24 protein-coding genes and 1 tRNA gene are annotated in these 24,005 nt (G+C 67.7%); 14 read left to right on the top strand and 11 right to left on the bottom strand.

Translation table 11 applies throughout. The features are described 5' to 3' along the window. Positions 1-67: 67 nt before the first annotated feature. The 4 genes from BU28_RS0102080 to ihfA all read right to left on the bottom strand — a co-directional run bounded on the left by BU28_RS0102080 (position 68) and on the right by ihfA (position 2,193). Entirely contained in the window at positions 68-1,135 is a 1,068-nt protein-coding gene (locus BU28_RS0102080) for a 2'-deoxycytidine 5'-triphosphate deaminase (RefSeq protein ID WP_028717980.1), read from the bottom strand. A 60-nt stretch (positions 1,136-1,195) separates the two neighbouring features. Next, a tRNA-Pro gene (locus tag BU28_RS0102075) sits at positions 1,196-1,273 on the bottom strand. Between the two features lie 99 nt (positions 1,274-1,372). Beyond that, on the bottom strand, positions 1,373-1,885 hold the full coding sequence (locus BU28_RS0102070; protein ID WP_028717979.1) for a MerR family transcriptional regulator: 513 nt from the start codon (positions 1,883-1,885) through the stop codon (positions 1,373-1,375). Beyond that, entirely contained in the window at positions 1,885-2,193 is a 309-nt protein-coding gene (ihfA, locus tag BU28_RS0102065) for an integration host factor subunit alpha (protein WP_028717978.1), read from the bottom strand. The genes BU28_RS0102070 and ihfA overlap by 1 nt, the downstream gene beginning before the upstream one ends. A 180-nt stretch (positions 2,194-2,373) precedes the next feature. Between ihfA and BU28_RS0102060 the strand changes: the two genes are divergently transcribed. Beyond that, on the top strand, positions 2,374-2,649 hold the full coding sequence (locus BU28_RS0102060) for a DksA/TraR family C4-type zinc finger protein (RefSeq protein WP_028717977.1): 276 nt from the start codon (positions 2,374-2,376) through the stop codon (positions 2,647-2,649). A 1-nt stretch (position 2,650) separates the two neighbouring features. On the opposite strand, the gene BU28_RS0102055 is transcribed toward BU28_RS0102060, so the two are convergent. The 4 genes from BU28_RS0102055 to BU28_RS0102040 all read right to left on the bottom strand — a co-directional run bounded on the left by BU28_RS0102055 (position 2,651) and on the right by BU28_RS0102040 (position 6,072). Beyond that, a complete protein-coding gene (locus BU28_RS0102055) occupies positions 2,651-3,622 on the bottom strand; it encodes a beta-ketoacyl-ACP synthase III (protein ID WP_028717976.1) in 972 nt (323 codons plus the stop codon). Beyond that, a complete protein-coding gene (gene plsX / locus BU28_RS0102050) occupies positions 3,622-4,731 on the bottom strand; it encodes a phosphate acyltransferase PlsX (RefSeq protein WP_028717975.1) in 1,110 nt (369 codons plus the stop codon). The genes BU28_RS0102055 and plsX overlap by 1 nt, the downstream gene beginning before the upstream one ends. 17 nt (positions 4,732-4,748) lie before the next feature. After that, the gene (gene rpmF / locus BU28_RS0102045; protein WP_028717974.1) at positions 4,749-4,955 is read right to left on the bottom strand and encodes a 50S ribosomal protein L32; all 207 of its coding nucleotides are present in this window, start codon (positions 4,953-4,955) and stop codon (positions 4,749-4,751) included. Positions 4,956-5,253: 298 nt separating this feature from the next. Continuing rightward, positions 5,254-6,072, bottom strand: coding sequence for a sulfotransferase family protein (locus tag BU28_RS0102040; RefSeq protein WP_028717973.1), 819 nt, complete (start codon positions 6,070-6,072; stop codon positions 5,254-5,256). 132 nt (positions 6,073-6,204) lie between these two features. Here BU28_RS0102040 and BU28_RS0102030 point away from each other — a divergent pair, with 132 nt between their 5' ends. Together BU28_RS0102030 and BU28_RS0102025 are read left to right on the top strand one after the other, a co-directional pair. Further along, positions 6,205-7,782, top strand: a complete 1,578-nt coding sequence (locus tag BU28_RS0102030) for a DUF5928 domain-containing protein (protein WP_028717972.1) — start codon at positions 6,205-6,207, stop codon at positions 7,780-7,782. A 10-nt stretch (positions 7,783-7,792) separates the two neighbouring features. Then, positions 7,793-8,173 (top strand): histidine triad nucleotide-binding protein, encoded by a 381-nt coding sequence (locus tag BU28_RS0102025; RefSeq protein ID WP_028717971.1) that lies wholly within the window; start codon positions 7,793-7,795, stop codon positions 8,171-8,173. An 11-nt stretch (positions 8,174-8,184) separates the two neighbouring features. Here BU28_RS0102025 and BU28_RS0102020 read toward each other — a convergent pair whose 3' ends face one another. Beyond that, positions 8,185-9,138, bottom strand: coding sequence for an ABC transporter ATP-binding protein (locus tag BU28_RS0102020; protein WP_028717970.1), 954 nt, complete (start codon positions 9,136-9,138; stop codon positions 8,185-8,187). Between the two features lie 69 nt (positions 9,139-9,207). Between BU28_RS0102020 and BU28_RS0102015 the strand changes: the two genes are divergently transcribed. Further along, the gene (locus tag BU28_RS0102015; RefSeq protein ID WP_028717969.1) at positions 9,208-9,396 is read left to right on the top strand and encodes a zinc-finger domain-containing protein; all 189 of its coding nucleotides are present in this window, start codon (positions 9,208-9,210) and stop codon (positions 9,394-9,396) included. 133 nt (positions 9,397-9,529) lie between these two features. After that, positions 9,530-12,334, top strand: coding sequence for a DNA polymerase I (gene polA / locus BU28_RS0102010; protein WP_028717968.1), 2,805 nt, complete (start codon positions 9,530-9,532; stop codon positions 12,332-12,334). 59 nt (positions 12,335-12,393) lie between these two features. On the opposite strand, the gene hemN is transcribed toward polA, so the two are convergent. Then, positions 12,394-13,749 carry an oxygen-independent coproporphyrinogen III oxidase gene (gene hemN / locus BU28_RS0102005; protein WP_028717967.1) on the bottom strand — a complete coding sequence of 452 codons (1,356 nt, stop codon included), beginning with the start codon at positions 13,747-13,749 and terminating at the stop codon, positions 12,394-12,396. A 53-nt stretch (positions 13,750-13,802) separates the two neighbouring features. Between hemN and fnrL the strand changes: the two genes are divergently transcribed. Then, positions 13,803-14,552, top strand: a complete 750-nt coding sequence (gene fnrL, locus BU28_RS0102000; RefSeq protein WP_028717966.1) for a transcriptional regulator FnrL — start codon at positions 13,803-13,805, stop codon at positions 14,550-14,552. A 24-nt stretch (positions 14,553-14,576) separates the two neighbouring features. On the opposite strand, the gene BU28_RS0101995 is transcribed toward fnrL, so the two are convergent. Next, the gene (locus tag BU28_RS0101995) at positions 14,577-15,410 is read right to left on the bottom strand and encodes a universal stress protein (RefSeq protein ID WP_028717965.1); all 834 of its coding nucleotides are present in this window, start codon (positions 15,408-15,410) and stop codon (positions 14,577-14,579) included. Between the two features lie 283 nt (positions 15,411-15,693). Here BU28_RS0101995 and ccoN point away from each other — a divergent pair, with 283 nt between their 5' ends. From ccoN to ccoS, 8 genes are all read left to right on the top strand, one after another. Further along, on the top strand, positions 15,694-17,313 hold the full coding sequence (gene ccoN, locus BU28_RS0101990) for a cytochrome-c oxidase, cbb3-type subunit I (RefSeq protein ID WP_028717964.1): 1,620 nt from the start codon (positions 15,694-15,696) through the stop codon (positions 17,311-17,313). 9 nt (positions 17,314-17,322) lie between these two features. Continuing rightward, positions 17,323-18,048, top strand: coding sequence for a cytochrome-c oxidase, cbb3-type subunit II (gene ccoO, locus BU28_RS0101985; RefSeq protein ID WP_028717963.1), 726 nt, complete (start codon positions 17,323-17,325; stop codon positions 18,046-18,048). 9 nt (positions 18,049-18,057) lie between these two features. After that, entirely contained in the window at positions 18,058-18,246 is a 189-nt protein-coding gene (locus tag BU28_RS0101980) for a CcoQ/FixQ family Cbb3-type cytochrome c oxidase assembly chaperone (RefSeq protein ID WP_028717962.1), read from the top strand. Then, entirely contained in the window at positions 18,246-19,283 is a 1,038-nt protein-coding gene (gene ccoP, locus BU28_RS0101975; protein ID WP_223252312.1) for a cytochrome-c oxidase, cbb3-type subunit III, read from the top strand. Before BU28_RS0101980 ends, ccoP begins: the two co-directional genes overlap by 1 nt. Before the next feature lie 257 nt (positions 19,284-19,540). Continuing rightward, positions 19,541-21,109: a cytochrome c oxidase accessory protein CcoG gene (gene ccoG / locus BU28_RS0101970; protein ID WP_028717960.1), complete on the top strand. Its 1,569-nt coding sequence runs from the start codon at positions 19,541-19,543 to the stop codon at positions 21,107-21,109. Further along, on the top strand, positions 21,106-21,570 hold the full coding sequence (locus BU28_RS0101965) for a FixH family protein (RefSeq protein ID WP_028717959.1): 465 nt from the start codon (positions 21,106-21,108) through the stop codon (positions 21,568-21,570). The genes ccoG and BU28_RS0101965 overlap by 4 nt, the downstream gene beginning before the upstream one ends. Further along, positions 21,570-23,750, top strand: coding sequence for a heavy metal translocating P-type ATPase (locus tag BU28_RS0101960; protein ID WP_028717958.1), 2,181 nt, complete (start codon positions 21,570-21,572; stop codon positions 23,748-23,750). Before BU28_RS0101965 ends, BU28_RS0101960 begins: the two co-directional genes overlap by 1 nt. An 18-nt stretch (positions 23,751-23,768) precedes the next feature. Continuing rightward, positions 23,769-23,927, top strand: a complete 159-nt coding sequence (gene ccoS / locus BU28_RS0101955) for a cbb3-type cytochrome oxidase assembly protein CcoS (RefSeq protein WP_028717957.1) — start codon at positions 23,769-23,771, stop codon at positions 23,925-23,927. Positions 23,928-24,005 lie beyond the last annotated feature (78 nt).

The raw sequence follows: 24,005 nt of genomic DNA, 5'->3' as shown, positions 1-24,005 counted from the left end.
GCTCTGCCCCCGCCGCGCGTGCCGCGCGACTCCCCCGGGATATTTGGGCAAGAAAGAAGCCGGGGCGTCAGGCGAACTGCTTGGCGAGCTTGAGCCCCTGGCCCTGATAGTTCGAGGCGATGCCCGCGCCGTAAAGCCGGTCCGGGCGCGCGGCCATGCGTTCGTAGACCAGCCGGCCGACGACCTGGCCATGTTCCAGCGCAAAGGGCGCCTCGTGGCAGCGCACCTCGAGCACACCGCGCGCGCCGGTGCCGGCCGCGCCATGGCCGAAGCCGGGGTCGAAGAAGCCCGCGTAATGCACCCGGAATTCGCCCACCATCGCCAGATAGGGCGCCATTTCGGCGGCGTAGTCGGGCGGGATCGCCACGGCCTCGCGGCTGACGAGGATGTAGAAGGCGCCGGGGTCCAGGATCAGCTGGCCGTCCGTGGTGCGCAGTTCGTCCCAGAAGTCGCGCGCCCGATAGGCGCCGATGCGGTCGAGGTCGATGACGCCGCTGTGCGGTCGGGCGCGATAGCCGACCAGGTCGCCCGTCTCGGGGCGCAGGTCCACGGAAAAGCCAAGACCCTCGTCGATCAGGGCCTGGCCCGTCACCAGGGGCTCGCGCCGGTGCAGGTCGCGCAGGTCGTCGTCGGACAGCACGGCCTGGCCCTGGCGCAGGCGCAGCTGGTTCAGCCGCATGCCCGGCCGTACCAGAACGGAAAAGCTGCGCGGGCAGATCTCGGCATAGATCGGGCCGTCGTAGCCGGGGGGCAGGCGGTCGAACTCGGTCCCTTCGTCGGTCACCAGCCGGGTCAGCAGGTCCAGCCGCCCGGTCGAGCTTTTGGCATTGGCGACCGCGTCGAGGCCCTGGGGCAGGGACAGGCGTTCGATCAGCGGCACCAGGTAGACGCAGCCCTTTTCCAGCACCGCGCCGCCCGTCAGGTCCATGCGGTGCATTTCAAAGTCCGACAGCCGGTCGCTGACCCTGCGGCCGCGTCCCGCCAGGAACGACGCCCGCAGCCGCCAGGCCGTGGTTCCCAGCCGCAGGTCCAGGCTGGCGGGCTGGATCTGTCCGGGCAGGATCGGGACCTCGGCCCTTATGGCGCCGCTGTCGATCAGCCGGTGCAGCGACGAGTCAGGCAGGACACCGTTCACATGAATCCCTTTCGGCAAAAGGAAACGCCCACCCCCAGGCGGGGATGGGCGTTTTCGGAATGGTCGGGCCGGAGAGATTCGAACTCTCGGCCTTCCGCCCCCCAGACGGACGCGCTAACCAGGCTGCGCCACGGCCCGACACGGGGGCCATATAGAGCGAAGCGGCCGGGCAGCACAAGGGGCAGAGGACGGATTTCTGGGGATAATGTCGATCTGTCGTCAAGTGTCGCCGCTGCCCTAGCCGCGTGCCTGGCGCAGCCGGTCGCGCAGCGGGGCGATGCCCGGCGGCAGAGGGGTTCCCGAGGCACGCGCCCGATGCAGGAAGGCGGCGCTGGCGCAAAGCCGGCCCAGCCAGTCGGCGGCAGGCGAGGGGGGCTGATCGTCCCCAGCCTGCTGTGCGCTGCCCGCGGTGAACGGGTCGTGCACCGCGCCGTCCTGAGCAGCGGCGGCCTGGAATTCGCCCCGGATTTCGCCCAGGCGCCGCGCGCCGATCTGGCGCAGCTTGCTGCCTCGGTCCGAGGCGATCAGCCGCCGGGCACCGCGGATGCTGAGACCTTCCTCGCGCAGCACCTGGCACAGGCCGGCGATCAGGCGCAGATCCTCGGGGCGGTAATAGCGGCGGCCGTCGCTGCGCTTGACCGGCGAGATCTGGCTGAACTGGGTTTCCCAGTAGCGCAGGACATGGGGCGCCACGCCCACCAGCCGGGCCACTTCTCCGATCGAGCGGAAGGCGTCGGGCGACTTGTCCATCAGCTGCCGCGCTTGTTCCCGGCGGCCACGCGGTCCTTCATCAGGTGCGAGGGCCGAAAGGACAGCACACGCCGCGGCGTGATCGGCACTTCCTCTCCGGTCTTGGGGTTGCGGCCGATGCGTTCGTTCTTGTCGCGCACCGAGAAGGTGCCGAAGGACGAGATCTTGACCTGTTCTCCCCGCACCAGCGCATCGGAGATATGGCCAAGCACGCTTTCGACCAGTTGGGCGGATTCGTGTCGCGAAAGTCCGACCTCGCGAAAGACAGCCTCGGCCAGATCCATCCGGGTCAGGGTATTGTCGCTCATCTGGAAAACCTCGCTCTTGGGCTAAGGATGATCTTTTTTGTCCCGACCTGTCAACAACCCGGCAGTGATTCAGGTTCCGATGGGAGCAATTTTCCATCGACTTATTCGCATCTTACCGGCGAGTCTTTGACAGCAGGGAAAACGCGCCTATCTTTGGGACAGCACAAGGGGGTCAGGCGGATGGCTGGCGGTTGGGCGCGCGACGACGCGGTGAACGATCAGATCGAGGTTTCGACGCAGGAGGCGATCGAGCGGATGCGGCTGCGCGCCGTCGGGCGCGGCCTTCGCGAAAGCGCCACCGAATGCGACGAATGCGGCGAGCCGATCCCCGAGGCTCGGCGCCAGGCCATTCCGGGCGTGCGCCTGTGCGTGGAATGCCAGTCGGGGCGCGACAGGGCATGGAAGCCCGCAGGCGGGATCAACCGGCGGGGATCGAAGGATTCGCAGCTGCGCTAGGTCACCAGCGCAGGACGGCCGAGCCCCAGACCAGCCCGCCGCCGATGGCTTCCGCCACCAGCACCTGGCCCGGTTCGAACCGGCCCTGCGCATTGGCGACCGACAGCGCCAGCGGGATCGAGGCGGCCGAGGTATTGCCGTGGTCGGCGACGGTCAGCACGACCTTTTCCATCGGCAGGTGCATGCGGCGGGCCGTCGCCTCGATGATGCGCAGGTTCGCCTGGTGCGGCACCAGCCAGTCGACCTGGTCCTGGGACAGCCCGGCCTTGTCGAGGGCGCGGTGCGCCGTATCGGCCAGCTTTTCGACGGCATGGCGAAAGACCAGGTTCCCCTGCATCCGCAGGTGGCCCGCGGTCCCGGTCGAGGCGACGCCGCCATCGACATACAGAAGGTCGCGATACTGGCCGTCGCTGTTGAGATCGGTCGAGAGCAGCCCGCGGTCGGCCGAGGTGCCCTGGCCTTCGTGCGCCTCCAGCAGGACGGCGCCGGCGCCGTCGCCGAACAGCACGCAGGTCGCACGGTCGGTCCAGTCCATGATGCGGCTGAAGGTCTCGGCGCCGATGACCAGGACGCGCTCGGCCTGGCCCGCGCGGATCATGGCGTCGGCATTGGCCAGCGCATAGATGAAGCCCGCGCAGACCGCCTGCACGTCGAAGGCAAAGCCGTGGCGGTTGCCAAGCCCGGCCTGGACCATGGTCGCGACCGAGGGGAAGGTGAAATCGGGGGTCGAGGTCGCCACGACGATGGCATCGACCTGCCCCGGCTCGACCCCGGCATCGGCCAGGGCGGCACGGGCCGCGGCGATGCCCAGGTCGCTGGTGCGCTGACCCTCGGCCGCGAAATGGCGCCGCTCGATCCCGGTGCGGGTGCGGATCCATTCGTCGGTCGTGTCCAGCTTGTCCTCGAACCAGCTGTTTTCCACCACGCGTTCGGGCAGGTAATGGCCGGTTCCCCGGACGATCGCACGCCGCATCACGATGCCCCCTTGCTGATGAGTTCGCCGCCCGCTTCGGGGCCCAGGGACTGGGCCACGCGCGCGGCCAGCCGGTCCTGAAAGCCCGATTGCGCCAGCTGGAAGGCCAGCTTGATCGCGGCCGAGACGCCGGTGGCATCGGCCGAGCCGTGCGATTTCACGACCGTGCCGTTCAGGCCCAGAAAGACGCCGCCGTTCACGCGCCGCGGGTCGATGCGCTTTTGCAGCCGCTTGAGGGAGGTCATCGCCAGCAGGGCCGCGAACTTGGACATGACGGAATTGCCGAAGGCATCCTTGAGGAAATCGGCGATCAGCTTGGCCGTGCCTTCGCCGGTCTTCAATGCCACATTGCCGGTAAACCCGTCCGTCACGATCACATCCACGCGCGCCGAGGGCAGGTCGCCCCCCTCGACAAAGCCGATGTAGTCGAAATTCGCCACCTGGGCGGCGGGGCCGATCAACTCGTGCGCCTGTTTCAGCTCGGCGCGGCCCTTGTGCTCCTCGGTGCCGACGTTCAGCAGGCCGACGCGCGGGCGCGCCAGGCCCAGGCCGTTGCGGGCATAGGAGGCGCCCATCAGCGCGTAGGTCAGCAGGTCCTGGGCATCGGCGCGGATGTCGGCGCCCACATCCAGCATGACGTTGAAGCCCTGCGGATTGCGCGACGGCCAGAGGCAGGCGATGGCCGGCCGGTTCACGCCCGGCAGCTTGCGCAGGCGCAGCATCGACAGCGCCATCAGCGCGCCGGTGTTGCCGCAGGAGACGGCGACGGTCGCCTCGCCGTTGCGGACCGATTCGACGGTGGACCACATCGAGGTGCCTTCGCCCTTGCGCAGCACCTGGCTGGGCTTGTCGCCCATCGTGACGACGCCCTGGGCGTCGCGGATGTCGCAACGCGCGGCGAGCCCGCTGCGGCGGGCGATCATGCGTTCAAGCTCGGCCCGCGGACCGTGGACGATGAACCGGATGTCGGGGTTCTTGTCCGCGCTTTCGGCGATGCCCGCGACGACGGCGGCGGGACCGCGGTCGCCGCCCATCGCGTCAACGGATATCACCACGCTGCCCCTGGATGCGGGGGCGCGCGGGCTGGTCGTGGGTTCCGACAGGGGCATGTCCGCGGTCGGTCCGCTTATGCCGCGTCGTCGTCCAGGTCGACTTCGTTCGCCTGAGCCACGACTTCGCGGCCGTCATAGTGACCGCAGGACGGGCAGACGTGGTGCGGGCGTTTCAGTTCGCCGCAGTTGCTGCATTCGTTCGGGTTTCCGGCAACCAGGGCGTCGTGCGAACGGCGCATGTTGCGGCGGGACCGGGTGACTCGGTTCTGAGGGACGGCCATGTCTCAACCTCAAGGGGTTCGGGGGGCAACCGGCAGGCGGCCCCGGATTCTGATTTCGGTTCTGGGGCGGGCATAGGCCAATGGAGCGTCGGCCGCAAGGCGCGAAACACGGTTGCGCGCGGGGGGCCTTCGGTCCGGGTCTCCCCGCCGGTCGAATGAGGGCGGCAAAATAGCGCGTTTCCGCCGTTTGGCAAGGGCAATCTGGCGCGCCTGCCGTAATTCCCCGGGAAAAGAAAGCGGCGCGGGCGCGCCGCTGCCTCCGGCGGGGATATTTGGGCAAGAAAGAAGCGCGGGGGCCTTACCGGCCCAGCTTGGCGTGCACCTCGTCCAGATCGACCTCGGCCAGCGGGTACTTGTTGTCGGGGTTGTCGAAGTCATAGCGGAACAGCTTGAAGTCGCGCTTGTAGATTTCCCAGACCAGATGGCGCGACAGGTCGTCGAAATAGTCGCTGACCTTGTGGGCGCGCTTGGGGCCGTGGCCTTCGGATTCGTTGAACCGGGGCACGTCGTTCACGTCCACCTTGACCGGCGTGTCGGCCGCGTCCAGCACCTTCTGCATGCCCTCGTTGAACTTCTCGGTGAAGAAGATCTGGTCATAGCGCCCGCCGTTCGCAATGAAGGTCGCGATATGGCCGGACATCGAGGACCAGTGGATGTCGGGCTCCATCGGCCGGCGCCAGCGGATGGTGTCGCGCGCAAACAGCAGGAAGCGGCGGAAGCTGGCGATCTGGTCGAAGTCGAAGTTGTTTTCCGGGCTGCCCACGTCCACGCCGTAGCGCTGGATCAGCTGCGGCACCAGGTTGCCGCGATAGCGCTTGCCGTTGCGCTGGATGCCCGCGATCTTGTCGAAAAAGGACGACAGGATGCGCGCATAGGGGTTGCGCACGCAGGTGAAGGTCAGGGACCTGCGGGCCCTGACGCTGTCCTCGATCGCCTTCTGGCTTTCATCCTGGTTCCACTTGTGCAGGCCCGATGTGGAATCGTGGATGTCCCCGTCGAAATACCGCCCGTGGTCCGAGTAGAACATGATCTGGCCGATCGACGAGCAGGCGCATTTGGGGACGACGCGATAGACCATGCTTTCGCTTTCCGTCATCCAGGTTCCGGGGAATCCCATGTCTTGTTCCTTTTGAGCGGCGGGTCGGGTTGCCGGCCTTGCCAAAATCGTTAGAGACAGAAAGCAAATCGCCCGGCGAGATTCAACCGCATGAAGAACGCCGGGCCGGATGGCGACAGGATGACCACATAGATGGCGCGCATTGCCTTTATTCTGCTCTGTCACAAGGATCCCAAGGGGGTCATTGCGCAGGCCAGACGGCTGACGGCGTCGGGCGATTACGTGGCGATCCATTTCGACGCCCGCGCCAATCCCAAGGATTTCGAGGCGATCCGACGCGGCGTTGCCGACAACCCGGGCGTGGTCTTTGCCGCCCGGCGGTGGAAATGCGGCTGGGGCGAGTGGTCGCTGGTCGGCGCCACGCTGGAGGCGGTGCGCGCCGCGGTCAAGGCCTTTCCCCAGGCCACGCATTTCTACATGCTGTCGGGCGACTGCATGCCGATCAAGTCGGCGGAATACGCCCATGCCTTCCTGGATGCCGAGGACTGCGACTATATCGAGAACTTCGATTTCTTCGAATCGGACTGGATCAAGACCGGCTTCAAGGAAGAGCGGCTGATCTATCGCCACTGGTTCAACGAACGCACGCGCCCCAAGTGGTTCTATGCCAGCTACGAACTGCAGAAGCGCTTCAAGATCACCCGGCAGGTCCCCGCCGACATCCAGGTGATGATCGGGTCGCAATGGTGGTGCCTGCGCCGCCAGACCGTCGAGAAGGTGCTGGATTTCTGCGCCAGCCGCCCCGACGTGATGCGGTTCTTCGCCACCACCTGGATCCCCGACGAGACCTTCTTTCAGACCATCGTGCCCCATGTCGTGCCGCGCAAGGAACTGCGGGCGCGAACCCTGACCTATCTGGTCTTCACCGACTACGGCATGCCGGTGACCTTCTACAACGACCACTACGACCTGCTGATGGGGCAGAACTATCTGTTCGCCCGCAAGATCTCGCCCGAGGCGATTCGGCTGCGCGAAAGGCTGGGGGCGCTTTGGGCGGCGACGGGGGTGCATTTCCCGATCTCGAACGAGGCGACGGGGCTGTTCCGGTTCCTGACCGCCCGCGGCCGGGTGGGGCGCCGGTTCGCCCCGCGCTTCTGGGAGGTGGACGGCAGCCTTGGCCGGCAGAATTCGCTGCGGCTGGTGGTGTCCAAGAAATGGCATGTCGCCAAGCGGCTGGCGCATTCGATCCGCGACCTGACCGACATCCCCGCCGTGGACTATCTGTTCAACGAGGCCGAGGCCAACCTGCCCGACCTGGGCGGGGTCGAGACGACGCTGGAAAAGCGCGAGCGGCACCGCCGGGCGCTGCTGAAGCTGCTGTTCGAGCAGTTCGAATCGAACCGGCTGGTGATCTGCCTGGACCCGTCGGCGCTGCACCTGATCCAGGACCTGATGGGCGACAAGGCCGATACCCGCATCCTGCTGATCGACGCCCGCTTCGACGAGGACTACATCCGCGGCCACATCGGGCGCGTGGGCCTGGCCGGGCCGCAAACACCCTCGGAGGTGATCGACCGGCTGATCCCGACCGTCCGCGCCGATCTCGAGCACGAGGCCGAGCGGCTGCGCGACGCGGGATTTGCGCAGTTCCACGCGATCGCGCCCTGGAACTCGGTCGAGGAGAATGCGGTGCAGCTGGCCCGGTTCCTGGACGTGCTGCCCCAGACCGCCGAGCAGATCGCCGGCACCGATTTCCTGTTCAGCGACTGAGGAGCGCCTGATGCCCGCCTATGATCCCGAAAACATCTTCGCCCGTATCCTGCGCGGCGAGATCCCCAACAAGACCGTGCTGGAGACCGAGCACACGCTGGCCTTTCACGACATCGCGCCCAAGGCGCCGGTGCATGTGCTGGTGATCCCCAAGGGGGCCTATGTCAGCTACGACGATTTCGCGGCCAACGCGCCTGATGCCGAGATCGTGGATTTCCACCGCGCCGTTGCCCGGCTGGTGCGCGACCTGGGGTGCGATCTGGACGCGGGGCAGGGCTACCGCGCGATCACCAACGCCGGACCTCACGGCTTGCAGGAGGTGCCGCATTTCCACCTGCACATCCTGGCCGGCCGGCCGATCGGCCCGATGGTGGTGCCCGGCCTGGCCTAGGGGTATCTGGCCTAGCGCCGCCCCGTCATCTGGACGAACACGTCCTCGAGATCCGGGGTCTCGACCGCGATATCCCGGATCGGCAGGCCCGCCGCGCGCAGCGCGTCGATCAGCGCATCCGAGGGCAGCCGCGAGGGCGCATAGCTGATCGCCAGCCGCCCGTCGGGGCGGCGCTCGGCCCGCGCCTCGGGCGGCAGGGCGGGCAGGGCGAGGGCCTCTCCGGTGTCGACGACCAGCGTCTTGGAATCGGCCCGGCCGAGCAGGGTGCGGGTTTCCTCGGAAAGCAGCAACTCGCCCCGGTCGATGATGGCGATGCGGTCGCACATGTCTTGGGCTTCCTCGAGGTAATGGGTGGTCAGGATGATGGTCATGCCCTGTTCGTTCAGCCGCCGCACATTGCGCCACAGCATGTCGCGCAGCTGGATGTCGACGCCGGCCGTGGGCTCGTCCAGCACCAGGACCTGGGGGCGGTGGACCAGCGCCTTGGCCAGCAGCAGCCGCCGCTTCATGCCGCCCGACAGGTGGCGTGAATAGCTTTCGGCCTGCTCGGTCAGGCCGACCAGCTCCAGCAACTCGTCCGTCCAGCGTTCGCGCCTGGGAACGCCGTAAAGCCCGGCCTGCACCTCGAGGCTGGCGCGGGGCGACAGGAACGGGTCGATGTTCAGTTCCTGCGGCATGACGCCGATGGCGGCGCGGGACTGGCGCGGGTTCACGTCCTGGTCGAAGCCCCAGATCGTGACCTTGCCCGCCGTCTTGCGTACGAGGCCCGCCAGGATGTTGATGGTGGTGGACTTGCCCGCCCCGTTCGGGCCCAGCAGGCCAAAGATCGAGCCGGCCGGAATTGACAGGTCCAGCCCCTTCAGCGCCTGTTTCGGGGCCTGCCCGCCGGCGCCCGCATAGGTCTTGGTCAGACCGCGGATTTCGATTGCATTCGCGGCGGCGTTGGGGTTCTGGGGGGCTGGCATCGCGCCTCGGCTGTCATTATGATCGCCGCCGGTTTAACCCCGTTTGTCGTCAGAGCTCAAGGAACTGCCATGACCCTTCCGGCCCCCGAGATCCAGACCGTCACCACCTGGAAGGTGAGTTGCGAGGGCGACGAGGCGCGCGGCCTTGGCCATCCGCGGGTCTGGCTGGCCATTCCGCAGGATATCGGCTGGGTCGATTGCGGCTATTGCGACAAGCGCTTCGTCATCGACCGCGAACACGCGCAGGACGATCACTGACGCCTTGTGCCCCGCAGCAGCGCCGGCGCCTCCGGCGGGGGTATTTGGGAAACAGTGAAAGCCCGGGCCGGGCTTGGCCCCGGCGTCGCTTCGTGGCAGAAGGGCCCCTGTCTGATCGAAGGAAGGGGCGCTTATGGACGGGGTTTTCGGCAAGGGCCACCATCTGCATCTGATCGACGGCTCGGCCTTCATCTTTCGGGCCTATCACGCCTTGCCGCCACTGACGCGCCGCTCGGACGGGCTGCCCATCGGGGCGGTGGCCGGGTTCTGCAACATGTTGTGGAAATATGTGCAGGAGGCGAGGGGGGCTGATGCGCCGACCCATGCGGCGGTGATCTTCGACCACAGTTCCAAGACCTTCCGCAACGAGATCTACCCGCTTTACAAGGCCAATCGCCCCGAGCCGCCCGAGGATCTGCGCCCGCAGTTCCCGCTGACGCGCGAGGCCACGCGGGCCTTCAACATCGCCTGCATCGAGACCGAGGGCTATGAGGCCGACGACATCATAGCCGCCCTGTCCTGCCGGGCGCGAGACGCGGGCGGGCGCGTCACCATCATCAGCAGCGACAAGGACCTGATGCAGCTGGTCGGCGACGGAGTCGAGATGCTGGACCCGATCAAGGGCAAGGCCATCGGTCCCGAGGAGGTGCGCGAGAAGTTCGGCGTCGGCCCCGACCGTGTGGTCGACATCCAGGCGCTGGCGGGCGACGCCATCGACAACGTTCCGGGCGCCCCCGGCATCGGCATCAAGACCGCCGCGCAGCTGATCGAGGAATACGGCGACCTTGAGACCCTGTTGGAGCGGGCGAGCGAGATCAAGCAGCCCAAGCGTCGTCAGACCCTGATCGACCATGCCGAGCAGATCCGCATTTCCAAGCGGCTGGTGCAGCTTGACTGCGACACGCCCCTGGAGTTCGGGTTGGAGACGCTGGAGGTCAAGGCGCCCGATCCCGAGGCGCTGGTCGAATTCCTGACCCGCATGGAGTTCCGCACCCTGACGAACCGGGTGGCCGAGCGGTTCGGCGCGGCGGCCCCGCCTGTCGCCGAGACTGTGGCGGCGACCGCCCCCGCGGCGGCGGCCCTGCCGCCGGTGGATCGCAGCCTTTACGAGGTGATCCGGGACGAGGCGGCGCTGGCGCGCTGGCTGGAGGAGATCGCCGAGAAGGGCGTGGTGGCCTTCGACACCGAAACCACGGGCCTGGACGAGATGCGGGCGGACCTGGTCGGCATCTCGCTGTGCACGGGGCCGGGACGGGCGGCCTATCTGCCGCTGGGCCATGTCGGCGAGGGCGCGACGGGCGATCTGTTCGGCGGCCCGGTCCTGGTGGCGGGGCAGATGGACGCCTATCGCGCGCTCGCGATGCTGAAGCCGATGCTGGAGGACGATGCCACGCTGAAGATCGGCCAGAACATCAAGTACGATGTCAAGATCATGGCCCGGCACGGCATCCGGGTCGCGCCGGTCGACGACACCATGCTGATGTCCTATGCGCTGAATGCGGGCACCCACAACCACGGCATGGACGAACTGGCCGAGACCTACCTGGGTCACAAATGCGTGCCGATCAAGGAACTGATCGGTTCGGGCAAGGCGCAGATCGGCTTTCAGCAGGTGCCGGTCGACAAGGCCGCTGACTATGCCGCCGAGGATGCCGAGGTGACATGGCGGCTGTGGCACCGCTTTCGCCCCGAACTGTCGCGCGAACGGGTGGCCACCGCCTATGAGGTGATGGAGCGGCCCATGGTCCAGGTCCTGGCCGACATGGAGATGGCCGGCATCCGCATCGACGCCGACCACCTGCGCCGCATGTCCGGCGCCTTTGCCCAGAAGATGGCCGCGCTGGAGGCCGAGATCCATGACCTGGCCGGCGGTCCCTTCAACGTCGGCAGTCCCAAGCAGCTGGGCGAGATCCTGTTCGACCGCATGGGCCTGGCCGGCGGCAAGCAGGGCAAGACCGGCGCCTTTTCGACCAGCGCCGAGGTGCTGGAGGATCTGGCCGCCGAGGGCCACGACCTGCCCGCGCGCGTGCTGGACTGGCGCGCGATCAGCAAGCTGAAATCGACCTATACGGACGCGCTGCCCCTGCATGTGAACCCCGAGACCGGGCGCGTCCACACCAGCTATTCCATCGCCGGGGCGCAGACCGGGCGGCTGGCCTCGACCGAGCCGAACCTGCAGAACATCCCGGTCCGGACCGACGAAGGGCGGCGCATCCGCGAAGCCTTTGTCGCAAGCCCGGGGCACCGGCTGGTGAGTCTGGATTACAGCCAGATCGAATTGCGCATCCTGGCGCATGTGGCGCAGATCCCGGCCTTGCGCCAGGCGTTCCGCGACGGCATCGACATCCATGCCATGACCGCCAGCCAGATGTTCGGCGTGCCGGTCGAGGGCATGGACCCGATGATCCGCCGCCGCGCCAAGGCGATCAACTTCGGCGTGATCTATGGCATTTCGGGCTTTGGCCTGGCGCGCAACCTGCGCATCCCGCGCGCCGAAGCGCAGGCCTTCATCGACACCTATTTCGAGCGTTTCCCGGAAATCCGCGCCTATATGGACCGCACCGTGGCCGAGGCCAAGCAGGACGGCCATGTGCGCACCCTGTTCGGGCGGCGCATCAACACGCCGGGCATCAACCAGAGCGGCCCGGCCGCGGGGGGTGCGCGCCGCGCCGCGATCAACGCGCCGATCCAGGGCGCGGCGGCCGACGTCATCCGACGCGCCATGATCCGGATGCCGGAGGCCATCCGCGACCTGCCGGCGCGGATGCTGCTGCAGGTCCATGACGAACTGGTCTTTGAGGTCGAGGAGGCTGCGGTGCCCGAACTGGTCGCGCGCGCCCGCGCGGTGATGGAGGGTGCGGCCGATCCCGCCGTGCGCCTGGACGTGCCGCTGATCGTCGATGCGGGCGTCGGCGCGAGCTGGGCCGAGGCGCATTGAACCCGAGCGGCGGTGCTGGTGGCGCCGCCGCATGGGTATTTGGCCAACAAGGAAACCCGTCAGATCGCCGAGGAATGGCCCGATACCGCCATCTCGTAGCCGTCGAGCATGCGCGCGATCATGCGCGTCAGCGGGCGGCCGGCGGGCAGGATGGCGAGTCCGTCTTTGTCCAGGTGCACCATGGCGCCGAAATGGCGTGCGACCGGGGCGAGGACCTGGGCCAGGGTTTCGGGCGTGAAGCCGTGGTCGCGGACGAATTCGCCGGCGTCGATGCGGAAATCGCACATCAGGGCCTCGATCATGCGGGCGCGCCAGTTGTCCTCGGCCGAAAACGCATGGCCCCGCACGGTCGAGAAGTGCCCGGCGCGCACCCGGGCGACATGGGCCCCGGTCGCGGGGGCGTTCTGCGCATAACCCTGCGGAAAGCGCGAGATGGACGAGGCACCGAGCCCGATCAGAACCTGCGCGCGATCGTCGGTATAGCCCTGGAAATTGCGCTTGAGCCGGCCCAGGCGCTGGGCGATCTGTAGCCCGTCGCCGGGGCGGGCGAAGTGGTCGATGCCGATTTCGTCATAGCCGTCGGCCAGGAAAAGCTGGCGGGCGACCTCGAACAGCTGCAGCCGGTCCTGGGGCTCGGGCAGCGCCTCGGCCGGGATCATGACCTGGCGCCGGGCCATCCAGGGCACATGGGCATAGCCGTAAAGCGCCACCCGGTCGGGCGACAGCGCCAGCAGCTTCTGCACCGAATCCGCGATGCGATGGGTGTCCTGGTGGGGCAGGCCATAAAGGATGTCGGCGTTCAGGCTGGCGATGCCGCGGTCGCGGATCATGTCGACGGCGCGGCGCGTCACCTCGAAGCTTTGCTCGCGCCCGATGACGCGCTGGATTTCGGGGTCGAAGTCCTGCACCCCGATCGAGGCGCGGTTGAGCCCGGCCTGCGCCAGAGCGTCCAGGCGGGCCTCGTCGATCTCGTTCGGGTCGATCTCGACCGAGAATTCGGCGTCCTCGGCCAGGGGGAAGGCAGTCAGCACCGCATCGGCCAGGCGCGCGATCGCGTCGGCGGGCAGAAGCGTCGGCGTGCCCCCGCCCCAGTGCAGGCGCGACAGCCGCACGCCCGGCGCCAGCGCGGCCTTGAGCAGCGCGATTTCGCGGATCAGGTCCTCGGCATAGGCGCGGACCGGATCCTCGGACTGGGTGCCTTGCGTGCGGCAGGCGCAGAACCAGCACAGCCTGCGGCAAAACGGCACATGCAGGTAAAGCGAGATCTGCCCCCCCGCGGGCACGGCGGTCAGCCAGTCGCGGAACTGGGCCTCTCCGACGGCGGGGCTGAAATGCGGGGCGGTGGGATAGCTCGTGTAGCGCGGGACGCGTGCGTCGAACAATCCAAGCCGTTCAAGTTGCGATTGCTGTTCCATGCCCCTATGTTTGACAGGACAAGCGCGCAAACACATTGACCCAGATCAAGCCCATGCCAGCCGACGCCATGCTGACCGCCGCGCAACAAGCGTGCGAGATCTGCCCGATCAGGTATCGGGCAGTCTGTGCCCATTGCGAGGCGGACGAACTGGCCGAGCTTGAGGGCATCAAGTATTACCGCCGTTTCGAGGCGGGACAGGTCATCGTCTGGGCGGGCGACCGCATGGATTTCGTGGGCTCGGTCGTCAGCGGCATGGCGGGGCTGACCCAGCAGCTGGAGGACGGGCGCACGCAGATGGTGGGCCTGCTGCTGCCCAGCGATTTCCTGGGCCGGCCCGGCCGCGAACGGGCGGCCTATACCGTCACCGCGACCAGCGACCTGCTGCTGTGCTGCTTCCGGCGCAAGCCCTTCGAGGCCCTTCTGGTCGAAACCCCCCGAATCGCCACCCGCCTGCTGGAGATGACGCTGGACGAACTGGATGCGGCGCGCGACTGGCTGCTGCTTCTGGGTCGCAAGTCGGCGCGGGAAAAGATCGCCTCGCTGCTGGTGATCCTGGCGCGGCGGGAAGCCGCGCTGATCAAGCGCCCGGCCGAAGGGCGCATCAGCATCGAACTGCCCCTGACGCGCGAGGCGATGGCCGACTATCTGGGCCTGACGCTGGAAACCGTCAGCCGGCACATGAGCGCGCTGAAGCGCGAGGGCGTGATCGTCCTGGAAGGCAAGCGGCGGGTCGTCATCCCGGCCTTCCGCGACCTGGTCGCGGAAAGCGGCGATGATTCGGACGGCGGCATTCCCAGCTAGGACCCTCCGCCACCCCGCGCCCGGTCAGCGCGCCATCAGCACCGGCACCTTGGCCTTTTCCAGCATGTTGCGCGTGGCCCCGCCCAGGATCGCCTGGCGAAAGCGCGAATGGCCATAGGCGCCCATCACCACCATGTCGGCCCCGATCTCGGTCGCGCGACGGTTCAGGATGTCCGAAATCTGCGGCATGGTGCGCGCCAGCACCGCGATTTCGGCCTTGACGCCGTGGCGGGTCAGCATCTGGCACAGCGCGCCGCCGGGATCCGACCGCTCGGGCCCGCTGGGCGAGGGGTCGACCACGGTGATTTCCACCGCATCGGCTGCCTGCAGCAGGGGCAGGGCGCGGCGGACGGCGGCCATCGCCTCGTTCGACTGGTTCCAGGCGATCAGGATCTTGCGGCCGAAGGGTTCGGCCAGTTCGCCGGGCACGATCAGCACCGGGGCCGTGCCCTCGAACAGCGCGGCCTCGGTGATCGCCTCGGCATCGGGCGAGACGTCTTTGCCATAGGGACGGTTCAGCACCACGAGGTCGCAATAGCGCGCCCGCATCCCCACCAGGGTCGAAAGCCCACCCAGCTGGGCCACGGCGCTGTCGACCGACCAGCGGATGTCCTCGGGTGTCAGCCGCTCGCGGATCCGCTCCTCGAGTTCGGCGGCCGAGGCGATGGCCTTGTCGATCGCCTCCTGGAAGACATAGGCCGAAGCGCCCGCATAGTAATAGCCGCTTTGCGTGTGATCGACGCCCAGGCAGAACACCTCCAGATGGGCATCCTCGCGCCGGGTGACGGCGACGGCGGCATCAAGCTGGCCGTGCTGCATGTCGTTGGTCAGGACGGTGAGGATGGATTTGTAGCCCATTTCCTTTTCCTTTCTTCATCGTGGCGGACCGCGTCCGGGTCGTTGCGACAGGGCGCGTTCGGGGCATCGCGGTCAAGCGCGTCGTGGCGGGGGCCGGCTTTGCGCCGCATCGCGGGGCCCGTCCCATGCGACGATCCTACGCCTATTTCCCGCAGACGGGTTGATGCAGATCAAGGTATCGTGATTCCGTGAGAGGCTAGAAGGGAAAGGCCAAAACCCGGCCTCGGGCGCGAATCCGCGTGCATGGACCGATTTCGGCAATGGAAGAAGGGACACGAACGTAATGTTGGACACCATCAAGCTGATCGCGCTGGGCGTGATCGCGGTCCTGGCCGCGATTGCCGCCAACCAGGCGCGACCCGATGATCCGGCCTACCTGGTCAACGCCTTGATAGTCATGCTGGTCGCAGGCTTCATGTTCGTGCGGGTGCTGCGCCAGATGGGCAACGAACAGCCGGCGCTGGAGCCGGCCCCGCAGACCGAATACTTCGACGGCGTCGTCCGTGCCGGGGTGATCGCCACGTCCTTCTGGGGCGTGGTCGGGTTCCTGGTCGGCGTGGTCATCGCCTTTCAGCTGGCCTTTCCGGCGCTGAACCTCAGCGACCTGACGCATGGCTATACAAACTTCGGCAAGCTGCGGCCGCTGCATACCTCGGCGGTGATCTTCGCCTTTGGCGGCAACGCGCTGATCTGCACCAGCTTCTATGTGGTGCAGCGCACCTCGGCCGCCAGGCTGTGGGGCGGCAATGCGGCCTGGTTCGTGTTCTGGGGCTACAACCTGTTCATCGTGCTGGCGGCGACCGGCTATATCCTGGGCGCCACCCAGTCCAAGGAATATGCCGAGCCGGAATGGTATGTGGACTGGTGGCTGACCATCGTCTGGGTCGTCTATCTGGCGGTGTTCCTGGGCACGATCTTCAAGCGCAAGGAACCCCACATCTATGTGGCGAACTGGTTCTACCTGTCCTTCATCGTGACCATTGCGATGCTGCACATCGTCAACAACCTGTCGGTCCCGGTCAGCGTCTTCGGCTCGAAGTCGGTGCAGGTGTTCTCGGGCGTGCAGGATGCGATGACGCAGTGGTGGTACGGCCACAACGCGGTGGGCTTCTTCCTGACGGCGGGCTTCCTGGGCATGATGTATTACTTCATCCCCAAGCAGGCCGAGCGCCCGGTCTACAGCTACAAGCTGTCGATCATCCACTTCTGGGCGCTGATCTTCATGTATATCTGGGCCGGCCCGCACCACCTGCACTATACCGCGCTGCCCGACTGGGCGACGACGCTGGGCATGGTGTTCTCGGTCATGCTGTGGATGCCCAGCTGGGGCGGCATGATCAACGGGCTGATGACGCTGTCGGGCGCCTGGGACAAGCTGCGCACCGACCCGGTGATCCGCATGATGGTCGTGGCCGTGGGCTTTTACGGCATGGCGACCTTCGAGGGGCCGATGATGTCGATCAAGGCCGTCAACAGCCTGTCGCACTATACCGACTGGACCATCGGCCACGTCCATTCCGGCGCACTGGGCTGGAACGGCATGATCACCTTCGGCGCGCTCTACTACCTGACGCCGCGGCTTTGGGGGCGTGAACGGCTGTATTCCAATGCCCTGGTCAGCTGGCACTTCTGGCTCGCGACCATCGGGCTGGTGCTTTACGCGGCCTCGATGTGGGTGTCGGGCATCATGGAAGGGCTGATGTGGCGCGAGGTCGACGCCCAGGGCTTCCTGGTCAACGCCTTCGCCGACACCGTGGCCGCCAAGTTCCCGATGAACGTGGTCCGTGGCCTGGGCGGCGTGCTGTACCTGACCGGCGCGATCATCATGTGCTACAACCTGTGGGCCACCGTCGCCAAGCAACCCAAGACCGCAACGACCGCCGTCGCGGTTCCGGCAGAGTAAGGGCGCATCATGGCCATCCTTGAAAAGCACAAGATCCTTGAAAAGAACGCCACGCTGCTGCTGGTCTTTTCCTTCCTGGTCGTGACCATCGGCGGCATCGTCGAAATCGCGCCGCTGTTCTATCTGCAGAACACCATCGAGAAGGTGACGGGCGTGCGGCCCTATACGCCGCTGGAACTGAAGGGCCGCGACGTCTACGTCCGCGAGGGCTGCTATGTCTGCCACAGCCAGATGATCCGCCCCATGCGGGACGAGGTCGAACGCTATGGCCACTACAGCCTGGCGGCCGAGTCGATGTACGACCACCCGTTCCAGTGGGGGTCCAAGCGCACCGGGCCGGACCTGGCCCGGGTGGGCGGGCGCTATTCGGACGAATGGCACATCGACCACCTGACGAACCCGCAGGCGGTGGTGCCGGAATCGATCATGCCCGCCTATGGCCACCTGCGCGACCGTGTCATCGACCCGTCGAACATGCGCGATCGGGTGGCGACGGATGCCATGGTCGGCGTGCCCTATTCGGACGAGATGGTGGCCAACGCCATCGCCGATTTCCGGGCGCAGGCCGATCCGGACGCGGACGCCTCGGGCCTGCAGGAACGCTATCCAGGCGCTCAGCAGCGCAATTTCGACCGCCGCCCCGGCGTGACCGAGATGGACGCCCTGATCGCCTATCTGCAGGTCCTCGGCACGATGGTCGATTTCTCGACCTTCGAACCCGATCCCAACCGATAGGAGGCGGGGATGGACACCTATTCCCTGCTGCGCGAACTGGCCGACAGCTGGGTGCTGCTGACCCTGGTGCTGTTCTTTGTCGGCTCGTGCCTGTTTGCCCTGCGGCCGGGCTCGCGCCCGCTGCACCGGGACGCCGCCGAAAGCATCTTCCGCAATGAGACGAGGCCCGCAGACCCGGGTCAGAAGGAAGCCGAGTGATGTCCGACAAAGACGAACACACGAGCCCCCGGAACCCCGACAACCGCATCGAACTCGAGCGGATGGCGGCCGACGACGAAAACAAGGCCCAGATCCTGAAGCATCCGCCCGAGGGGCCCGAGGGCGAGCCGCTGCACCGCCCGGCCGATGTCCACACCCGGGTCGTGCGCGACCGCAAGGGCGTGCGCCACAAGGTCGAGGTGCCCTCGACCGGCCACAGCTGGGACGGGATCGAGGAATACGACAACCCCCTGCCGCGCTGGTGGCTGTGGACGTTCTACGCCACCATCGTCTGGGCCGTGGGCTATCTGTTCTTTTACCCGGCGATCCCGATGCTGAACCACGCGACGCAGGGCCTGCTGGGCACCAGCTATCGAAAGGAGGTCGCGGCCGAAATCCAGCGCTTCAACGACGCCAACGCGCCGATCCAGGCCAAGCTGGTCGAAACCCCGCTGGACCAGATCGCCGCCGACCCGGAGCTGGCGAACTACACCGCCAACGCCGGGGCCGCGATCTTCCGTACCTGGTGCGCGCAGTGCCACGGCTCGGGCGCCGGCGGCGCGGTGGGCTATCCTTCGCTTCTGGACAACGACTGGCTTTGGGGCGGCACGCTGGACGACATCCACACCACCATCCAGCACGGCATCCGCGATCCCAACGACGAGGAGGCGCGCTATTCGGAAATGCCGCGCTTCGGCGCCGACGGGTTGCTGGACCGCACCCAGATCCGGCAGGTCGTGAACCATGTCCTGGCGCTGTCCGGCCAGCCGCATGACGCCGCGCTGGCCGCCGAAGGGGCCACGGTCTTTGCCGACAACTGCACCGCCTGTCATGGCGAGGACGGCAAGGGCGACCGCACCCAGGGTGCGCCCGACCTGACGGACGCGGTCTGGCTTTACGGCTCGGACCCGGCGACGATCACCCGGATCGTGCACGACGGCCCCTTCGGCGTCATGCCTTCCTGGTCCAGCCGCCTGTCCGAGGCCGACATCCGCGCCGTCGCCGCCTATGTCCACAGCCTTGGCGGCGGCGAATGACACCGAGATCCGCGGCCGGGCGACCGGCCGTGGTGGACACCGGCCCTCCCCTCCTGTTCGCGCGTTTCCTGGGAAGGGCCGGTGTTTCCTAACGTCGGGGCACGGCCGCGGTTTCCGCAGGCCGTGCCCTTGGCATTCGCTGCGACAATCCGGCCCATCCCGGCGGGCGCTTGCGGTGATTATCTGGGGCTTGACACAGATCAAGGCGGTCCGGCCCCGCCGCGCCTAGACCTGTTCCCGCGCAACAGGAGCCAATCATGTCGAAAGCCGACATCGACCCGCCACAACTATACGCCGCCCGAGAGCCCATTTTCCCCCGCCGTGTGCAGGGCTGGTTTCGCAACCTGAAATGGATCATCATGGCGGTGACGCTGGGGATCTATTACGTCACCCCCTGGATCCGCTGGGACCGCGGCCCGAACCTGCCCGACCAGGCGGTTCTGGTGGACCTGGCGAACCGCCGCTTCTTCTTCTTCTGGATCGAGATCTGGCCGCACGAATTCTATTTCGTCGCGGGCCTTCTGGTCATGGCGGGGCTGGGGCTGTTCCTGTTCACCTCGGCGCTGGGTCGGGTCTGGTGCGGCTATACCTGCCCGCAGACCGTCTGGACCGACCTGTTCATCCTGACCGAGCGCTGGGTCGAAGGCGACCGCAACGCGCGCGTGCGTCTGTGGAACGCCCCTTGGGACGCGCGCAAGCTGCGGCTGCGGCTGACGAAATGGGCGATCTGGCTGGTCATCGCGCTGCTGACCGGCGGGGCCTGGGTGTTCTATTTCACCGACGCGCCGACGCTGCTGGGCAACCTGCTGACCGGGCAGGCCCATCCGGTGGCCTATATCACCATGGCCATCCTGACCGCCACGACCTTCCTGTTCGGCGGCTTCGCGCGCGAACAGATCTGCATCTATGCCTGCCCCTGGCCGCGCATCCAGGCCGCCATGATGGATGAAGACACGCTGACCGTCGCCTATCGCGAATGGCGGGGCGAGCCGCGCGGCAAAAGCAACGTCAAGCGCCGCAGCCGGGCCGAGGCCGTCGCGGCCGAGGCGACAAGCCATGCCGCCGGCCCCGCCGTCGGCCGCAAGTATCCGCCCACCCCCTATCCCGGTGTGCCGACCGGCGTTGACGGCCCGATCCCGTCCGATTCGCCCGGCGACTGCATCGACTGCCTGGCCTGCGTGAACGTCTGCCCCATGGGCATCGACATCCGCGACGGCCAGCAGATGGAATGCATCACCTGCGCGCTGTGCATCGACGCCTGCGACGACGTGATGGCCAAGATCGGCAAGCCGCGCGGGCTGATCGATTACATGGCGCTCAGCGACGAGGCGGCCGAGCGCGCCGGCAAGCCGCCCCGGCCCGTCATGCGCCACATCCTGCGGCCCCGCACGCTGCTGTATTTCACCCTCTGGGCCGGCATCGGCATCGCGCTGATTGCCGCGCTGTTCCTGCGCTCGCCCATCGACCTGAACGTGACGCCGGTCCGCAATCCGCTCTATGTCACCATGGCCGACGGCGCGATCCGCAACACCTATGCCCTGCGCCTGCGCAACAAGCAGGGCGAGGCGCGCGAATTCACGGTCCAGGTGCTCGACGACCAGGGCAACCCGCCCCAGGGCGTGACCGTGACGCTGGAGGGCCAGCCGCAGGCGCGCATTCCCGTCGCCCCCGACGCGACCCAGACGCAGCGGCTTTACCTGACCGCCGCGCCCGGCACGGCCCTGGCCGAGGGCGGGCAGGCCGAACTGACCCTGTGGGTCGAGGATCTGGGCGACGGCACCCGCGCCCATGTCGACACCGTCTTTCACGGAAGGAGCGAGAAATGACCCGTCCCCTGACCGGCAAGCATGTGCTGGCGATCACCCTGGTGGCCTTTGGCGTCATCATCGGCGTGAACGTGCTGATGGCGGTCAAGGCGGTGGGAACCTTCCCGGGGCTCGAGGTCGCCAACAGCTATGTCGCCTCGCAGGATTTCGACCGCGAGCGCGCGGCCCAGGCGGCGCTGGACTGGACGGTGACGCCTGACTACGACGGCAAGGAACTGGCCCTGGCGATCCGCGACCGCCAGGGCAATCCCGCGCCGATCAAGGACCTGCAGGTCACGGTCGGGCGGCCGACCTATGTGGCCGACGACCAGCATCCGCAGATGACCTACCAAGGCGGGCTTTACGTCGCGCCCTTGACGTTGAAGCCCGGGCTCTGGAACATCCACCTGACGGCGACCGCCTGGGACGGGACGCAGTTCCGCCAGCGCCTCGACCATTATCACGGCAGCCGGGTGAAGTGATGACCGACGCCTCGTATGACACCCGGATTTCGGCCTGCCCGGCCTGCGACGCGGCGCCGCTTGCGCAGCGCGTGGCGGGGCAGGGGTGCGTGGTCGACATCATCCTGTCGCTGCCCACCATCCATTGCGCGACCTGCATCACCGATGTCGAGCGCGCGCTGACCGCCCATCCGGGCGTCAAGGCGGCGCGGGTGAACCTGACACAGCGCCGGGTGACGGTCGACGCACCCGGCCTTGCCGCCCAGGACCTGATCCCGGTGGTCGAGGCCATCGGCTACGAGGCGCACGAACTGGATCCGGCGGCGCTGTCGGCGGGCGCGGCCGACCGCCAGGGCCGCGACATCCTGATGCGCATCGGCGTGTCGGGCTTTGCCATGATGAACATCATGATCCTGTCGATCGCGGTCTGGTCGGGGGCCGAGGACGCGACCCGCGACCTGTTCCACATGATTTCCGGCGCCATCGCCCTGCCGACCGTCGCCTTTGCCGGCCAGCCGTTCTTTTCCAGCGCCTGGCGCGCGCTCAGGGCCGGGCGGCTGGGCATGGACGTGCCGATCTCGCTTGCGCTGATCCTGGCCTCGGCGATCTCGGTCTATGAAACGATGCACTCCGGCCATCACGCCTATTTCGATGCGGCGGTGATGCTGTGCTTTTTCCTGCTGGTCGGGCGCTACCTGGACTACCGCACCCGCGCGGTAGCGCGCTCGGCGGCCGAGGAACTGACCGCGCTCGAGGTGCCGCGCGCCTTCCTGCTGACGCCGGCGGGCGACCAGCCGGTCCCGGTCGCCGACCTGCGCCCGGGCGACCTGATCCGCGTCCGTCCCGGCGCGCGCATTCCCGGCGATGGCGAGGTGGCCGAGGGCGAAAGCGAGATCGACCGCTCGCTGCTGACCGGCGAAAGCATCCCGGTTCCGGCGGCGCCGGGACTGGCGCTGTCGGCGGGCGAGGTCAACCTGACCGGCCCCCTGGTCCTGCGGGTGACGGCGGCGGGGCGCGATTCGTCGCTGTCGCGCCTGACCGCGCTGGTCGCCGCGGCGGAAACCGCGCGGGGACGCTATACCGGCCTCGCCGAGCGCGCCTCGCGGCTTTATTCGCCGCTGGTGCATCTGATGGCGTTTTCCAGCTTCCTTGGCTGGTTCTGGGCCACCCGCGACCTGCGGCTGGCGGTCAATATCGCGGCGGCCGTGCTGATCATCACCTGCCCCTGCGCCCTGGGGCTGGCGGTGCCGGCCGTCGTCACCACCGCATCGGGACGCCTGTTCCGGCGCGGCATGCTGATCAAGGACGGCACCGCCCTGGAACGCCTGGCCGAGGTCGATACCGTCGTCTTCGACAAGACCGGGACACTGACGATGGGGGTGCCGCAGCTGGTGTCCCAGGTCCCGCCCGAGGCGCGGGGCGTGGCGCTGGCGCTGGCGCAGGGCTCGGGCCACCCGCTGTCGCAGGCCTTGGCGCAGGCCATGGTGCAGGCCGGCGTCCAGCCCGCCCCGGTCGAGGCCCTGCGCGAGGTGCCGGGCCAAGGGGTCGAGGGCACGCATCAAGGCCACCGCGTCCGGCTGGGGCGCGCGGACTGGCTGGGCGCCGATCACGGCTCGGCGGCGGTTTCGGCAAGCTGGCTGTCCCTGGGCCAGGGCGCGCCGATCCGGCTGGAATTCACCGACCGCCTGCGCCCCGGAGCCGAGGAGACGGTGCGCCGGATCCTGGCCTCCGGACGGCGGGTGCTGCTGCTGTCGGGGGATGCGGCGCCGGTCGTGGCAGACATCGCGGCGCGGCTCGGGATCGCCGACTGGCGCGCGGGCGTCACCCCGGCCGAAAAGGCCGAGGCGGTGCAGGCCCTGACCGCGCAGGGCGGCCGGGTCCTGATGGTGGGCGACGGGCTGAACGACACCGCCGCGCTCAGCGCCGCCCATGTCTCGATCTCGCCCGCCTCGGCGTTGGACGCGGCGCGGGTCGCATCTGATATCGTGACGCTGGGCAGCGACCTGTCGTCGGTGGCCGAGGCGCTGGGGGTCGCGCGCGCCGCCACCCGCCGCATCCGCGAGAACTTCGCCATCTCGATCCTTTACAACATCGTCGCGGTGCCGTTCGCCATCGCGGGCTTCGCCACGCCGCTGATGGCCGCGCTGGCCATGTCGCTCAGCTCGATCAGCGTGACCCTGAACGCGCTGCGGCTGCGCTGAACACAGGAAGGGACGCCCATGGAGATCCTTGCCATCCTGATCCCCGTCTCGCTGGGGCTTGGCGGGCTGGGCCTGCTGGCCTTTGTCTGGGCGCTGAACGGACGCCAGTACGACGATCCCAAGGGCGACGCGGAACGCATCCTCAGCAACGAATGGGACGACCGGCCCAAGCCCTGACAGCGCGACCGGGCGGGGCAGGGAAGCGCGCGGCTCCGCACAAGAAAAAACCCGGCCGAAGCCGGGTTCAGAAGCGCC

The organism is Paracoccus yeei ATCC BAA-599 (assembly GCF_000622145.1).
Taxonomy (GTDB): Bacteria; Pseudomonadota; Alphaproteobacteria; order Rhodobacterales; family Rhodobacteraceae; genus Paracoccus; species Paracoccus yeei.
This window is presented reverse-complemented; position numbering and strand designations above follow the sequence as displayed.